The 14,874-nt window shown below is 72.8% G+C and carries 10 protein-coding genes; 7 read left to right on the top strand and 3 right to left on the bottom strand.

The window, feature by feature from the left end:
- Positions 1 to 77: 77 nt before the first annotated feature.
- From K8638_RS12285 to K8638_RS12275, 3 genes are read right to left on the bottom strand one after another with little or no spacing between them, the layout of a single operon-like run.
- Positions 78 to 3,203: an efflux RND transporter permease subunit gene (locus K8638_RS12285; protein ID WP_223754677.1), complete on the bottom strand. Its 3,126-nt coding sequence runs from the start codon at positions 3,201 to 3,203 to the stop codon at positions 78 to 80.
- On the bottom strand, positions 3,200 to 4,432 hold the full coding sequence (locus K8638_RS12280) for an efflux RND transporter periplasmic adaptor subunit (RefSeq protein ID WP_223754676.1): 1,233 nt from the start codon (positions 4,430 to 4,432) through the stop codon (positions 3,200 to 3,202). The genes K8638_RS12285 and K8638_RS12280 overlap by 4 nt, the downstream gene beginning before the upstream one ends.
- A gap of 5 nt (positions 4,433 to 4,437) precedes the next feature.
- Positions 4,438 to 5,874 carry a TolC family protein gene (locus K8638_RS12275; RefSeq protein ID WP_223754675.1) on the bottom strand — a complete coding sequence of 479 codons (1,437 nt, stop codon included), beginning with the start codon at positions 5,872 to 5,874 and terminating at the stop codon, positions 4,438 to 4,440.
- 199 nt (positions 5,875 to 6,073) lie between these two features.
- Here K8638_RS12275 and K8638_RS12270 point away from each other — a divergent pair, with 199 nt between their 5' ends.
- The 7 genes from K8638_RS12270 (at position 6,074) to K8638_RS12240 (ending at position 14,863) form a co-directional block, all read left to right on the top strand.
- A complete protein-coding gene (locus K8638_RS12270) occupies positions 6,074 to 8,017 on the top strand; it encodes a putative metal-binding motif-containing protein (protein ID WP_223754674.1) in 1,944 nt (647 codons plus the stop codon).
- Positions 8,018 to 8,038: 21 nt separating this feature from the next.
- A complete protein-coding gene (locus tag K8638_RS12265; RefSeq protein WP_223754673.1) occupies positions 8,039 to 8,737 on the top strand; it encodes an ABC transporter ATP-binding protein in 699 nt (232 codons plus the stop codon).
- 73 nt (positions 8,738 to 8,810) lie between these two features.
- Positions 8,811 to 9,584: an ABC transporter permease gene (locus tag K8638_RS12260; RefSeq protein WP_223754672.1), complete on the top strand. Its 774-nt coding sequence runs from the start codon at positions 8,811 to 8,813 to the stop codon at positions 9,582 to 9,584.
- On the top strand, positions 9,581 to 10,327 hold the full coding sequence (locus K8638_RS12255; RefSeq protein WP_223754671.1) for an ABC transporter permease: 747 nt from the start codon (positions 9,581 to 9,583) through the stop codon (positions 10,325 to 10,327). The genes K8638_RS12260 and K8638_RS12255 overlap by 4 nt, the downstream gene beginning before the upstream one ends.
- A 7-nt stretch (positions 10,328 to 10,334) precedes the next feature.
- A complete protein-coding gene (locus K8638_RS12250) occupies positions 10,335 to 11,081 on the top strand; it encodes an ATP-binding cassette domain-containing protein (protein ID WP_223754670.1) in 747 nt (248 codons plus the stop codon).
- The gene (locus tag K8638_RS12245) at positions 11,074 to 12,084 is read left to right on the top strand and encodes an MlaD family protein (RefSeq protein ID WP_223754669.1); all 1,011 of its coding nucleotides are present in this window, start codon (positions 11,074 to 11,076) and stop codon (positions 12,082 to 12,084) included. The genes K8638_RS12250 and K8638_RS12245 overlap by 8 nt, the downstream gene beginning before the upstream one ends.
- A gap of 19 nt (positions 12,085 to 12,103) precedes the next feature.
- Entirely contained in the window at positions 12,104 to 14,863 is a 2,760-nt protein-coding gene (locus K8638_RS12240) for a phosphatidylserine/phosphatidylglycerophosphate/cardiolipin synthase family protein (RefSeq protein WP_223754668.1), read from the top strand.
- Positions 14,864 to 14,874 lie beyond the last annotated feature (11 nt).

Raw genomic sequence — 14,874 nt, 5'->3', positions numbered from 1 at the left:
AGCCGGCGCCGCCAGCTCCACCCGCGGACTTCACGGGGGCGCTGGCGGCGCGGTGGAATGGAAGCTCCGTTCCGCGGTCAGCCGTGCGCGGCGGGCCGGGCCTCGTCGCGGCTCGGCGGCTGCGCGGGTGTGCCGGCCTCGTCATCCGGCTTCTTCCCCCTCAGCGTCTCCAGCCGCGTCTTCATGCGGTCCGCCACCACGTAGAAGGCGGGCACCACCAGCAGGCTGAGCACCGTGGACACGGACAGGCCGCCGAGCACGGCGATGGACATGGGCGCGCGCGTCTCCGAGCCCGCGCCCAGCGCCAGCGCCGCCGGCACCGCCGCCATCATCGTCGCGGTGGACGTCATCAGGATGGGCCGCAGCCGCACCGGGCCCGCGCGCAACATGGCCTGGAGCGCGTCCGCGCCCCGCTCGCGCTCCTGCAGCGCGTAGTCCACCAGGATGATGGAGTTCTTCTTCACGATGCCCATCAGCAGCAGCAGGCCAATCATGCTGAAGATGTTCAGCGTGGTGCCCGTGGCCAGCAGCGCGAAGGCCGCGCCCGCCACCGACAGCGGGAGAATCGTGAGCACGGTGACGGGGTGCAGGAACGAATTGAACTGCGCGCCCAGCACCATGTACGCCACGCCAATCCCGAGGAAGAGCGCGAAGAAGAGGCTGCTCATCGAGTCGCGGAAGGCCACGCTCGCGCCGCCGGGCACCACGCGCACCCCGCCGGGCAGGTCCTTGGCGAGCCGCTCCACCGTGGCCAGCGCCTCCTGCTGGCTGGAGCCGGGCGCCACGTTGGCGAAGACGCTGATGGCGCGCTCACGATCCCTCCGGGTGATGCCTTGCAGGGCGGGGCGCTCCTCCTGCGTCACCAGCGAGGACAGCGGCACCAGCGCGCCGCTGGCGGTGCGCACCTTCAGCACCGACAGGTCCTCCGGCCGCGAGCGCTGGTCCGCCAGCAGGCGCATGCGCACGTCGATGCGCCGGCCGCCGGTGCTGTACTTGCCCACGCGCACGCCGCCCACCAGCGCGTTGATGGTGGTGGCCACCGACTGGATGGGCACGCCCAGGTCCGCCGCGCGCGCCCGGTCCGGGGAGATGCGCAGCTCCGGCATGCCGAGCTGGTAGTCCGTGTCCACGTCCACCACCTTGCCGCTGGCCTGGAGCTTCTCGCGCATCTCCTGGCTGGCCTCCACCAGCCGGTCCCACTCCGAGCCGCGCACGCTGAACTCCACCGGGAAGCCGCGCTGCGCGGTGAAGCCGCTCTGCGACGGGTCCTGCACCACCGCGCGCAGGCCCGGGTAGCTGTTCAGCTCCTTGCGCAGGAGCTGCTGGAACTCGGACTGCGGCATGCGCTCGTCGGGGGGCTTCAGGGTGACGAACATGATGCCGCTGTTGACGGCGCCGCCGCCGAAACCGCCCACCACGCCGAACACGCGCGTCACCTCCGGCCGGCTGGCGGCGAAGGCCTCGGCGCGGCGGAACAGCCGGTCCGTCTCCTGCAGATTGCTGCCCACCGCCGTCTGCATGCGCACCATCAGCCGGCTCTGGTCCTGCGAGGGCACGAACTCACTGGGCAGCGCGCGGAAGACGAAGATGCTCACCACCAGCAGCGCCGCCGAGCCGCCCAGCACCCACCACGGCCGCTTCAGGCCCCAGCCCAGCGCCCGCCCGTACCCCCGCTCCAGCTTCTCGAAGGCCCGGTCCACCGCCACACCCACCCGGCTGCGCCCCTCGCGCGACGTCTTGAGGAGCTGCGCGCACCGCGCCGGCGCCAGCGTGATGGCCTCCACGTAGGACAGCAGCACCGCCACGCACAGCGTCACGCCGAACTGGAGGAAGAACTTGCCGATGACGCCCTTCATGAAGACGACGGGCAGGAAGATGGCCACCACCGCCAGCGTGGCCGCCAGCGCCGCGAAGGTGATTTCCGCGGTGCCCTCGCGCGCCGCGCGCACCCGGTCCTTCCCCTCCTCCGAGTGCCGGAAGATGTTCTCCAGCACCATGATGGCGTCGTCCACGACGATGCCCACCGCCAGGGCCAGTCCCAGCAGCGTGAAGGTATTGAGCGTGAAGCCCAGGAAGTAGATGACGGCCACCGTCCCCAGGAGCGACATGGGGATGGCCAGCACCACGTTCAGGGTGCTGGACAGCGAGCCCAGGAACACCCAGCAGACGAAGGCGGTGAGGATGCACGCCAGCAGCAGCTCGAACTCGATTTCGTGGACGCTCTCCTCGATGAAGCGCGTCGAGTCGAAGTTGATGCCGAGCTGCATGCCCTCCGGCAGGTCCTTCTGGAGCTTGTCCAGCTCCGCGCGCACGCCGTCGGCCACCGCCACCGCGTTGGCGCCGCGCTGCTTCTTGATGCCCAGGCCCTGCGCCGGCTCGCCGTTGACGCGCGCCGAGCGCCGCACGTCCTCGAAGCCGTCCTCCACCAGCGCCACGTCCTGCAGGTAGACGGGCTGGCCGCCCTGCTCGCGGACGATGATGTTGCGCAGCGTCTCCAGGTCCAACGCCTCGCCCATGACGCGGACGTTGACCTCGCGCCCCTCCGTCTCGATGCGGCCGGCGGGCAGCTCCACGTGCTCGCGCTGGAGCGCGGCGGTGACGTCCGTGACGGTGAGGCCGAGCGCGTCCAGCTTCTGTGCGTCCACCCAGATGCGCACGTTGCGCTCCAGCAGGCCACCCAGCATGACCTCGCCCACGCCGGGCACCGTCTGCAGCTTCTCCTTCACCCGGTAGCGTGCGTAGTCACTCACCACCTGCTGGCTGAAGGGGCCGGACACGCCCACCCACATGATGGGCTGGTCCTCCGGGTTGTTCTTGGAGATGACGGGCGGGTCCACGTCCCGAGGCAGCCGGCCCTGGGCCTGGCTCACCTTCGTCTGCACGTCCTGCAGCGCCAGGTCCACGTTGCGCGACAGGTCCAGCTCCACGGTGATGCTGCCGCCGCCCATGCGCGCGTTGGAGGTGATGCTGGTGACGCCCTCCACCTGCGTCACGGCCTCTTCAATCGGCTCGATGATGTCGCTCTCCACCGCCTCGGGGTTGGCCCCCTCCCAGGCGACGGAGATGTTGATGGTGGGGAAGTCCACGTCCGGGAACTGGCTGATGCCGATGCGCTGCGCCGCCACCACGCCGAAGACGATGGTGGCCGCCATGATCATCCAGGCCAGGACGGGCTTCTTGATGCAGGCTTCCGTGAGGCTCATCTGCGGGCACCTCCGCCGCTGGGGCCGCCAGCGTCGCCACCGCCCTCGGGTCTGGCGCCCGGCTCGCCCTTCAGGGTGGGCTTCGGCCCTTCCGCCACGCGCACCGCCACGCCGTCGCGCAGGGCCTCGCCGCCGCGCACCACCAGCGTCTCACCGGGCTTCAGGCCGTCGCGGACCTCCACCCGGCCGTCCGCCGTACGCATGCCCAGCTCCAGCACCCGCTCGCGCGCCTTGTCGCCCTCCACCACGTACGCCAGGAAGCCGCGCTCGCTGGGGCGCACCGCCGTCTGGGGCACCACCGGGCTGCCGCCCCGCGTCTCCACCGGCACCGTCACCGTGGCGAAGGCGCCCGGCCGCAGCTTCTGGACGGCCTCACCGGAGATCTCCGCCGTCACCGGCACCATGCGGCTCGCGTCGTCCGCGGCCTCGGCCACATGGGTGATCTTCGCGGTGAAGCCGCCGCTCATGGAGCGCACGGTGAAGCGCGCCGTCATCCCCGGCAGGATGCGCGCGACGTCCGCCTCCGGCACGGTGAAGCGCAGCAGCAGCGGCTCGCGCCTCAGCAGCGTGGCCATGACGAGGCCGGGCTGCACGTACTGGCCCGTCTGCACGGTGCGCGTCTGGAGGACGCCGTCCATGGGGGCGCGCACGTAGGCGTCACGCTGGTTGAGCTGCGCCTGGTCCAGCATCGCCTTCGCCGCGGCGACCTCCGCCTCCGCGGTGCGGGCGCGCGTCTGGTACGTCTCGAGCTGCTCGACGGGCAGCAGGCCCGGGCTGGCCTCATTGACGGCGGCGCGGCGCTCGGCGCCGGCCTGGGCCTCCGCCAGCGCGGCCTTCGCCTTGGCCAGCGCGGCCTCCGCGGAGCGCACGGCGATGGCGTAGCGCGCGGGTTCAATCTCCGCGAGCACGTCGCCCTTCTTCACCGCCTGGCCCTCCGCGAAGAGCACGCGCTCCACGGCGCCGGCCACGCGGGCGGTGATCTGCACCCGCTCGAAGGCCTCCACGGAGCCCACCGCGTTCACCACGTACTCCACGTCGCGGGCCTCGACCGGGGCCACCTCGACGGGGAACTGGAGGGGCCCGCGGCCTCCCGGGCCACCGGGGCGCCCCCCTCCCTTGGGAGCCGCCGCCGCGCCCGGGCCGGCCTTCGACGCCTCCGCGTTCTTCTCGCAACCGGCACCCATGGCCAGCACGGCCACGGCCAGCGTCAGCGTTCCTGCGCGTCGCATTCCCTTCACGGTTCCTTCCCCAAAGGATCGAGTCCGACCGCCGCCCTGAGTCCCAGCAGCGCCACACCCAGTGCATAGCGGCTCTGAGCCTGGGATACCTCCGCCTCGAACAACTGGAGCGACGCATCCGCCACCGTCAGCGCCGTGGAGAGGCCCTGGCGGTAGAGGATGCCCTGCTCCTCGGCGTTCTGCCGCGCCGCGCGCACCGCCAGGTCGCTCTGCGCGAGCGCGGCCTGTGCGTTCTCCAACCCCACCCGCGCCCGCTGGATGTCCACGTCCACCCGGCGGGTGCCCGCCTGCTCCTCCAGCGCCGCGGCCCGGGACAGGGCCACGCGCTCACGGCGCTCCGCGTAGCGCTCGCCGCCGTCGAAGAGGCTCCAGGTGAGGTCCACGGAGAAGAAGCCGTCCCCCGTGCGCCCGGTGAGGCCCGCCTCGTTGGTGAGCCGGTAGGTGTACGACGCGCCGAGCGCGGGCAGCAGCCGGGCGAGCGGCTCCTTCGCGTTGGCCTTCAGCGACTCCACGCGCAGCCGCTGGGAGAGGATGTCCGGGCGCCGGTCCGCCGCGCCCTGGGCCAGCGCCTCGTACCCGGTCAGCGGCTGGGCCGCGTCCGACAGCAGCGTGGCCGGCGGGGCCAGGGAGCCCTCCACGGGCTCCACCAGCAGGTAGCCCAGCTCCAGGCGGCTCGTCTGCGCGGCATTCCGGGCGCTGGTGAGCTGCACCTCCGCGCTGGCCACCTCCAGCTCCGCGCGCGTCACGTCATTGGTGCTGGCCAGGCCGGCCCGGGCCCGGGCCTGGGCGTCCTCCAGGGACTTCCGGGCGAAGGCGAGCCGCTGCTCGGCGGCCTGGAAGACCTGCTGGTCCGCCAGCGAGATGAGGAAGGCATTGGCGGCCTCGAAGGACACCTGGCGGCGGGCCTCCACCGCGTCCAGCCCGGCGGCCTCGCCTTCCAGCCGGGCCGCCCGGTACAGGGGGAAGCCCCGGGCGTCGAACAGGACGACGCGAGCGACGAAGTTGGCGCCGAAGGCATTGAAGCGCTGGAGGACCACCTCCTGGCCGCCCACGTTCCGCGTCGTCTGGTTGGAGCGCCGGGTGTAGGTGCCCGCCGCCGTCAGCTCCGGGAAGAAGAAGGCGCGGGCCCGGGCCACACGGGCTTCGGCGGCCTTCGCGCGCTCCCGGGCCGCCAGCGCCGCCTCGTTCCGCTCCGCGGCCAGGGACACCGCGCGCTCCAGTGTCAGCGGTGCCGCCCCGGCAGCGGGCCCGGCCGGAGCCGCGGAGCCGGACGCGGAGGACGCCGGAGCCGCACCGGACGTCGGAGCCGCCCCTGGCGCCGGGGTTGCTGGGGCCGTACCGGGAGTGCCGGCCTCCTGGGCCAGGGCACCGGGCGCGGACAGGACGAGCCAGGCACACAGGGGCATGGCGAGAGCGGAGCGGGCGGCGGGCATGGGCGGGCGGGGAGGAGTCGGACCAGGGGGAGCGGTTCGGCGCGCCATATAACGGAGGTGATGTAGGGGGCTATGGCCATTCACGCGTCTGGACGATGCCGGGCGCGGCGGACTATGGGTGACTTCGGGGTCTCCTGGGTTTCTGACCTCACTGCGTCATGAAGGCGGGCGGCTGGGCGCGCCCGGGAATGCACAGGCAATGCGTTTATTCCTGCTCGGTGTGCCGCTGGTGGCGGTTTTCTTCATGGGATGCCGGAAGGAGGACGCGCCTCCCAGCGCGGGGGCACTGCGCGTGTCCATCTCCTACGCCACCTTCCATCCCGCGTGTCTGACATTGAGGGTGGTGGACCGGGAGGACCCGTCCCGCACGGACTCCACGGAGGTGCCGGTGGAGGCCAGCGCCCGCAGCGACGAGCGGACGGTGGCGATTCTGGGCCGCGAGGGGTGGAGCCGGAACCTGACGCTGACGGCCACCGCGCACGAGCGCTCCTGCAATGGGCCGCTGGTGGCGGAGCAGTCCGTGGAGGCCCAGGTGCCGGTGGAGGGCGTCACCAGCGCGCGGCTGGCGCTGCGGGCCGAGGACCTGGATGACGACGGCTACGTCTCCGGCCAGGGCGCGCTCCCCGGGACGGACTGCGATGATGACGCCCCCGGCGTCCACCCGGGCGCCACCGAGCTGTGCGACGGCATCGACAACAACTGCGCGAATGGCGAGGCCGACGCGCCCGACGCCCGGAATTTCTACGCGGACGGGGACGGGGACGACTACGGAGCCCGGGACGCCCTGCCCGTCCCGGCCTGCGTCCAGCCCGCGGGGACGGCCACGCGGACGGGTGACTGCGATGACGGGGACGCCGACATCCATCCCGGCCAGCGGGAGTCCCTCTGCGACGGCGTGGACGAGGACTGCGACGGCACCAGGGACGATGACGACTTCGCCGTGGGCGCCACCTGCGCCACGGAGCTGGGCTGCCCGGGAGTGAGGACCTGCCAGGGCGTCTCGTCCGCCGCGTGTGTCAGCGAGCAGCAGCCCGTGGCCTGGTACGTGGACGAGGACGGGGACGGGAAGGCCGGAGCGGAGGCGGGCTCGCGGTGCACCGAGCCCGTTCCGGGGGCCACCACCGTGCGCGACGACTGCGACGAGAGCTCGCGCTTCGCCTCCACGGGCGCCACCGACGGGTGTGACCGGCTGGACAACGACTGCGATGGCACGGTGGACGAGGACGCTGCCGGGTGCGGCGCGGTGGCGTGGACGGAGGACACCGTCGGCGCCGCGGACGCGAGGTGGAACGCGGTGGCGCCCTACGGAGAGAACCGGGGGTGGCTGGCGGGCGAGACGGGCCGGGTGGTCCACGTGAGTGGGGCCACCTTCACGCCCGTGGCGAGCTGCGACGGCACCTGGCAGGCGGCGTGGGCGGCGAGCAACGGGCGCGTGTTCCTCGGCTCGAGCGCGGGCGAGCTGGCCACGGTGCGGCCGGAGGCGCTCGACACCTGCGAGCGCGTGAGCGGCCCGGCGACGAGCGGCATCAACGGGATGGTGGGCTTCGAGCAGGGCTCCACGGTGCGGCTGTTCGTGGTGGACAGCCAGGGGCGTGTCATCCGCTGGGAGTACGTGGAGGGCGCGCCGACACAGGCCGCGCCCCAGGCCGTCACCCGGGTGGCGGCCAACCTGCGCGCCATCCATGGCCTCGGCCCGGAGACGCTGCTCGCGGTGGGCTCGGAGGTGGTGGACAGCGAGGAGCGCCCCGTGGCGTGGCGCGCGCCCGCGAGCGGGAGCACCTGGCTCAAGGAGGACCTGGGGGTTCCGGCGAGCACCGGCTACCTGCGAGCGGTGCGCGTCCTGACGCCCCGGCTCGCGTACGTGGCGGGAGATGGCGGCCTGCTGCTGGAGCGCGCGGGGACGGCATGGAGCGTGAAGCCCGCCCCCGGAGGCGGCACGGCGGACCTTCGCGCCCTGCTGGCCTTCGGGCGCACCGCGCTCTACGTGGTGACGTCCGCCACGAATGACGTCCACTTCTTCGACGGCACGGCGTGGAGCAGCGTCACCGTGGCGCCCCACACGCTCAACGCGCTCGAGGGCACCGGGCCTGCGGAGGTCTGGGGCGCGGGCTTCAGCGGCACGCTCGTCCGCTGGAAGCCCTGAGGCGGGAGCGGACTTCCGGCCATGGACCTGCGCGCGGATGGCCTCACGGTACGGTACGGGACGCGCACGGTGCTGTCGGGGGTGGACTGCGCCCTGCCTCCCGGCACGCGGGCGCTGGTGCTCGGGCGCTCGGGCGCGGGGAAGACGACGCTGCTGAAGGCGCTGGCGGGACTGGTGGCCCCGGCCTCCGGACGCGTGCTGTGGGACGGGCAGGAGGCGGCGCGCCTGAGCTCCGGCGAGCGGCGCGCGAGGCAGGCCGCCTTCGGCATGGTGTTCCAGACGGACGCGCTCTTCGACTCGCTGACGGTGCGCGACAACGTGCTGCTGCCCCTCACCCGCCGCCGCGTGCCGGAGGCGGAAGCCCGGGCACGGGCGGACGAGGTGCTGCGCGCGGTGGGGCTGGCGGACGCGGCGGACACGCTGCCGGAGCGGCTGTCCGGCGGCATGAAGAAGCGCGCGGGACTGGCCCGGGCGCTGGCGGCGCGGCCCTCGGTGCTGCTGGCGGATGACCCCTTCGCGGGGCTGGACCCGGGCACGGCGCGGCAGGTGGCGCGGGTGCTGCTGGAGGTGGCCGGCGGCGGCACGCTGCTGGTGGCGGCGCCCGAGGCCCCGGTGGACCTGCCCCTGCCCCGCTGGCTGTACCTGCGCGGTGGGCGGCTGGTGCACGACGGGCCGCCCGCGCCGGAGCTGGAGCACGCCCCGGACGAGGTGCTCGCATGAGGGCCCTGGGCTGGGTGGTGCACAACGGTCCCTCCGCGGAAGCTCCGAAGCACGCCCCGGACGAGGTGCTCGCATGAGGGCCCTGGGCTGGGTGGGGCGCATGGGCCTGGACGCGGTGCGCGGCGCGGGAGCGCTGGGCCTGGTGGCCGGGCGCACGGTGCTGGGGCTGCCGAGGCTGGAGCGGCGCGAGCTGGCGCGGGCGCTGGTGCAGTTCGGCTACGGCTCGCTGCCATTGGCGCTGGCCACGGCGGCGCTGGCGGGCGTCATCGTCGTGCTCCAGGCGGGGCTCTACATCCAGCGCTTCGGGGCGCGGGCCTTCCTGGGGTGGGCGTCGGGGTACGGGGTGCTATGGGAGTTCGGCCCGCTGCTGCTCGGGCTCATCATGTCGGCGCGCATCGGCGCGAGGAACGCGGCGGAGCTGGCCACCATGCAGGTGGGCGGGCAGATTGAAGGCCTGCGCGGCATCGGCCTGGACCCGTTCGCCATCCTCGTGGCGCCGCGGGTGGTGGCCATGGAGCTGAGCATGCTGGCGCTGAGCACCTTCACCTTCCTGGTGGCCATCCTCTTCGAGGCCGTGGCGGCGCTCCTCACGCTGGGCCTGCCGGTACGGGCCTTCTTCGGGACGTTCGCGCACATGCTGAGCCCGCTGGACGTCCTGGGGGGCGTGGTGAAGACGGGCGCCTTCGGGCTGGCCATCTCGCTGGTGTCCACGGCGGTGGGACTGTCCGCGCGAGGCGGGGCGCGGGCGGTGGGACAGGCGGCGGCGAGCGCGGTGGTGCGAGGGTGCGCGGCCATCTTCGTGCTCGACTTCCTGCTCACCTCGCTGCTGTCGGGGTGGATGGAATGAGCACGGTGCTCTCCTTCTTCGGAGCGCCGGCGGTGATGCTGGCGCGCACGGTGCGCTCCTCACTGCGTAACGGAGTGCCCTGGCGCGAGTCGCTCGCGCAACTCCACGAGCTGGGTGGCCGCAGCGTGTGGCTGGTGATGTCCGGCATGGCCTTCTTCGGCGCGGTGCTGGTGACGATTGCCAACAGCCAGGCACGGCGCTTCGTGGGCAACGTGGCGGTGCTGGGCCCCGCGTACTTCGAGCTGCTCATCCGCGAGCTGGGCCCGGTGATGTCCGCGCTGCTGACGGCGTCGCGCGCGGGCGCGGGCCACGCGGCGGAGCTGTCCACCATGAGCGTCAACGAGCAGGTGGAGGCGCTGGAGATGTCCGCGGGAGACCCGCACGCCGACCTGGTAGCGCCGAGGGTGATTGCCGGGGTGCTGGGCGTGCCGCTGCTGAGCGTGCTGGGAACCATCGCGGCGACGCTGTCCGCGGTGGCGGTGGCGGGGTTCGCCTTCGGCGTGGACGGGCGGTCCTTCATGGACCCGCGCTACGTGGACGGGTGGGACCTGCTGGCGGCGGTGCTGAAGGCGGGAGGCTGCGGGCTGTACATTCCCCTGGCCGCGGCGGTGGCGGGCCTCAAGGCGCGAGGCGGAGCCGAGGCGGTGGGCGAGGCCACCACCGCCGGCGTGGTGGCGGCGAGCCTGGGGTGCCTGTTGATCGACTTCGCCGTATCCCTCGCCTTCCAGTTGCTGCGCCTGTGAGCCGACCGTGACCCCCTCCCCCGCCGAAGACACCCTGCGCTTCACGGACGTGCGCGTCGCGTTCGAGGCGGGGCGGCAGGTGCTGCAAGGACTGACGGCGGAGGTGTCCACGCGGGAGCTGACCTTCATCGCGGGAGCGAGCGGCTCCGGGAAGAGCGTGCTGTGCCGCCTGGCGGTGGGGCTGCTGCGGCCGGACGCGGGGCAGGTGGAGCTGTGGGGCGAGCGGGTGGACACGCTGCCCGAGCGGGAGCTGGTGCGGCTTCGGCGCAAGGCGCCGTACCTGGTGCAGGGCCCGGCGCTGCTGGACTGGCGGACGCTGCGCGAGAATGTGCGGCTGGCGGACCCGGAGGCTCCGGAGGAGGACGTGGAGACGGCGCTGGCGCAGGTGGGGCTGGAGGCGTGGGCGGACCGGCTGCCGCCGGAGCTGGGGCCGGGGGCGAAGAAGCGGGCGGCGATTGCGCGGGCGCTGGTGTTGAAGCCCCGCTACCTGTTGCTGGACGAGCCCACCACGGGGCTGGACAGGCGGGCGGCGTCACAGGTGGAGGACGTGCTGGCGTCGCTGAAGGCGCGGGGGCTGGGCGGGCTGGTGGTGACGCATGACTACCGGCAGTTGAAGGGGCTGGCGGACCGGGTGCTGGTGGTGGCGGGCGGAAGGTGTGCATACCTGGGCCCGCCGGCCGGGTTCCTGGAATCCTCCGCGCCCGAGCTTCGGGTGCTGACGGCGCCGTTCATGGAGGGTGCGACGGATGGATGAGCGACGGTTGGAGCTGAAGGTGGGCGCCCTGGTGCTGGCGGCGGTGGTGGGCGTGCTGGCGCTGCTGTGGCTGATGGGGGAGCTGACCCTGGGCTCGGCCGCGGGGCTGGCGGTGGACTTCGGCCACACGGGCAACGTGGTGGAGGGTGCGCCGGTGAAGCTGGGCGGCGTGCAGGTGGGGCGCGTGCAGGCGATACGGCTGATGCCGGAGCGGAGGGATGAACAGGGCCGCGCGATGCCGGTGCGCATGGACCTGGCGGTGACGCCGGAGGCACTGGGCGCACTGCGGACGGATGCGCGGGTGACGGTGGCCACGGTGGGGCTCCTGGGAGAGCCGTACCTGGAGCTGAACCCGGGCTCCGCGCCGAAGCCGCTGGGTGCGGGCGAAGCGGTGCGCGGAACGGATGCGCCGAGGCTGGACCTGCTGGCGGAGCAGCTCTCGCGCTTCGTGGAGATGCTGTCCGCGATGCTGGAGAAGGACCCGGAAGCGGTGACGGAGCTGGCGGCGAACGTGTCGCGGCTGACGAAGACGCTGGACCGGATGCTGACGGAGAACGAGGGTGACGTGAAGGTGCTGGCCTCGGAGCTGGCGGCGGCCTCGAAGGACCTGCGGCAACTGGCGGCCTTCGCGCGTGAGTCGTTCCAGCCTGGAGGCAAGGGGGCGAAGCTGCTGGATGACGCGGCGGCCACGGCGGCGGTCATGCGGAGCGAGCTGCCGGGGCTGACGAAGTCCGCGGGGACGACGCTGGACGGACTGGCCGCGGTGACGGGGACGCTGGGGCCGGAGGACGGGCAGCGGGTGAAGGTGGCGCTGGAGCGCCTCACGAACGCGGCGGGACAGCTGGAGGGGATTGCCGCCCGGGCGGACCGGGTGCTGGCGAAGATTGAAGGCGGTGAGGGAACGGCCGGGGCGGTACTTCAGGACCCCACGCTGTACAATGAGCTGCGCACGCTGGTGACGGACCTGCGCAAGCATCCGTGGAAGATTCTCTGGAAGGATTGAGGGCCCAACGGAGACCGCCATGTTCCGACGCCTGCTCATCCTCTTCGATGCAAGTGCGGACCCGGAGCAGGTGCTCACCGCCGCGCGGCGTCTCGCGCCCGCTCCCGACAGCGTGCACCTGTACGGCCTGTCACCCGAGCGAAGGGATTTGGAGTCCCCACGGCCGCCCAGCCTCAACGCCCTCGACCGGCTCTGGGAGGCCGCGCGGGGCTGGCACGTGGCAAGCGGCGTCGGACATCAACTCGAGGACCATCTCGATGTCGACGCGGTCACCACCACGGCCCGGCAGCACAACTCCCAGCTCGTGGTCATCGGTCCCCTGCTCGGCACGTCGCCCCATGCGCGCGTGAGGGTCGTCCTGTCGCTTGCCATCCGTGAGCGGCTTCACGTGCTCTCCGTCGGCTCCCACTGTCCGACGGCACCCTCCCCCACGTCCCGAATCGCCATCGCGGTGGCTCCCGATGGCAGGGGCCTGGGCTCGGTGGCGGACTTCGTCGCGAAGCGGGGCCTCCCACCCTCCGAGCTCATCGCACTCACCTCCAACGAGGCCCCGCACCGGGCCGGCCAGCTCCACACCCTCTCGCGGGCGCTGGGCGTCTCCGAGACGCTGCGCATGGAGGCACTGGCGCAGGGAATCCGAGACCGGGCGGAGGTCTTCGAGACGGCCGCGCTGCGCTGTGGGGCGGACCTCCTGCTCGCCCCCGCCGACGCGGTCGATGACGTGCATGCGCTGATGCTCGGGCTCTTCGGCGCCAGGGCCTTGCAGGACGCCCACGTTCCCACGCTGTTGCTGCCGCGCACGCTCCCCTCGCCTCCGCTGTTCGAGGAGCGGTACGCCATCTCGGACTCGCTGCTCCTGCCCGGGCTGGAGCCCCGGTTCGCGGTCGAGCGCGTCGGGCTCCTGTCGAGCGTCTCCGTCCCGGAGCCGGGCGTCCTCACCATCTTCGAAGGCGGCGCGCCCCTGGGAGGCGCCCAGCACCAGGGCGGCACCGTCACCCTGCCGGCGTCCTGGTTCACCCACGTCCGGAGCGGGCACACTCCTGCCCTGGCCTTTGCCTGCGACTCCACCACGCGAGAGCTCGTCCCCTGCCACCTGCTCGCTCCCGAGCGGCCGCTGCTGCTCATCGACAGCCGCCTCGCCCAGGCGCCACTCCAGGGCACCCTCGCGGCCATGAGCGGCACGTGTCACCCCGTCTTCGTGCGCCTGCGGGACAGCGAGCCGCTCGACACATATCGGGAGCGCCTGCGCACGCTGTCACCGGGCCTCGCGCCGCCGCTCCTCATCGACGCCAGTGCCTGGCTCGACGATGCGCGCGCTGATGACGTCCCACGCCAGGTCGATGCCCAGCGGCTGCTGCGCGTGGCCGTGCGCCTCGCCATGGCTGGCGCCGCCATCTCCGCGGTCATCACCCGCGACGAGCACAAGCCGGTCCACCCCTTCATCCGCACGCTCACCCAGAGCGAGCTGCTGCTCCTGCCCGAAGGAGACGCTCCAGCGCCCCTGCGGCTGCCGGACGTGCCCGACACGTTCTCCCGTGAGCTGTCACTCGCCGGGGGCAGCCAGAGCGTCGGTGGCCATGCCATCGACTTCGAGCTCGACAATGCCTCCGCGCGAGGAACGGCGATTGCCGCCATCGACGCCGCCCGGAGCACCGTTCATTGGCAGTGTTACATCGTCGAGGACGATGCCGTCACGGCGCGCTTCGCGGACGCACTCAAGCGCGCGGCGGCCCGGGGCGTACGCGTGCGGCTGCTCGCGGATGCGCTCTACAGCGGGCACGACACCTTCGGCGTGATGAACCCGGTCCTCGTCGGCCTCTCCAAGACGACCAACATCGAGGTGCGGGCCATCGCGCCCCTGTCCGGGCTGCCGAGCCTCGCCGAGCTGAAGCAGCGCAATCACCGGAAGATGCTCCTGGTCGACACGGAGCAGGCCTTCATCACCGGGCGCAACATGGGCGCGCCCTACTACACGGGCTTCAACGAGGTGGCCCTCCAGCGGACCTCGAACTACCGCGACGTGCCCTGGCTGGACTGTGGCGCACGGCTCTCCGGTCCCCTGGTCTCGGACCTGGAGCGTTCGTTCCTGGACGAGTGGACCCGGGCGGGCGGAGCACCGTATGCGGTGCCGCTCGCCGCCCCGGCCGGTGCGATGTCGGCGCGGCTCGTCCTGCACGAAGGGCTCACGGACACGCACACCCTGGACACGCAACTGGCGCTCATCCGCCATGCACGGTCGCGGCTGGTCCTCGTGAACACCTTCCCGCTGCTCCTCGAATTGCAGAACGCGCTGGTCGCCGCGCTCCGGCGTGGCGTGCGCGTCGAGGTCCTCTTTGGCAGCGTCCGGCCGCACTACGGCTACGGCCAGCAGGGCCACTTCACGGGCGGAACCTTCCGCGAGGTGGCGGACCGGTACGTCCGAAGCCGTCTCGACGCGGTCATCGACGCGGGCGGCGTGGCCTATGAGTTCGCCATGCCGCCCGCACCCGCGTGGGAGCCCGAGCTGGAGCGCGTCTTCCCGCACGTGCACGCCAAGCTCCTGGTCTGCGACACCGCCGCGGTCGCCGTGGGCAGCGCCAACCTGGACGTCACCGCGGCCTACTGGGAGAGCGAGGCGCTGCTCGTCGTGCACGATGCCCCGTTCGCTGAGCGCATGCTCTCGGCGTTGGAGCCACTGCTTGCAACCTCGCGCAGAATCGACCGCGAGGACAGCCGCTGGCGGACCGAGGCCGAGCAACGCGCCTGGGTCAGCCGCAACTGGCCCTCACTCGTTGGCTGAAGAGCCACTCC

The organism is Myxococcus sp. RHSTA-1-4 (genome assembly GCF_020037125.1).
In the GTDB taxonomy this organism is placed as follows: domain Bacteria; phylum Myxococcota; class Myxococcia; order Myxococcales; family Myxococcaceae; genus Myxococcus.
The sequence above is the reverse complement of the archived record's forward strand: the minus strand, read 5'-3'. Positions and strand labels throughout refer to the sequence as shown.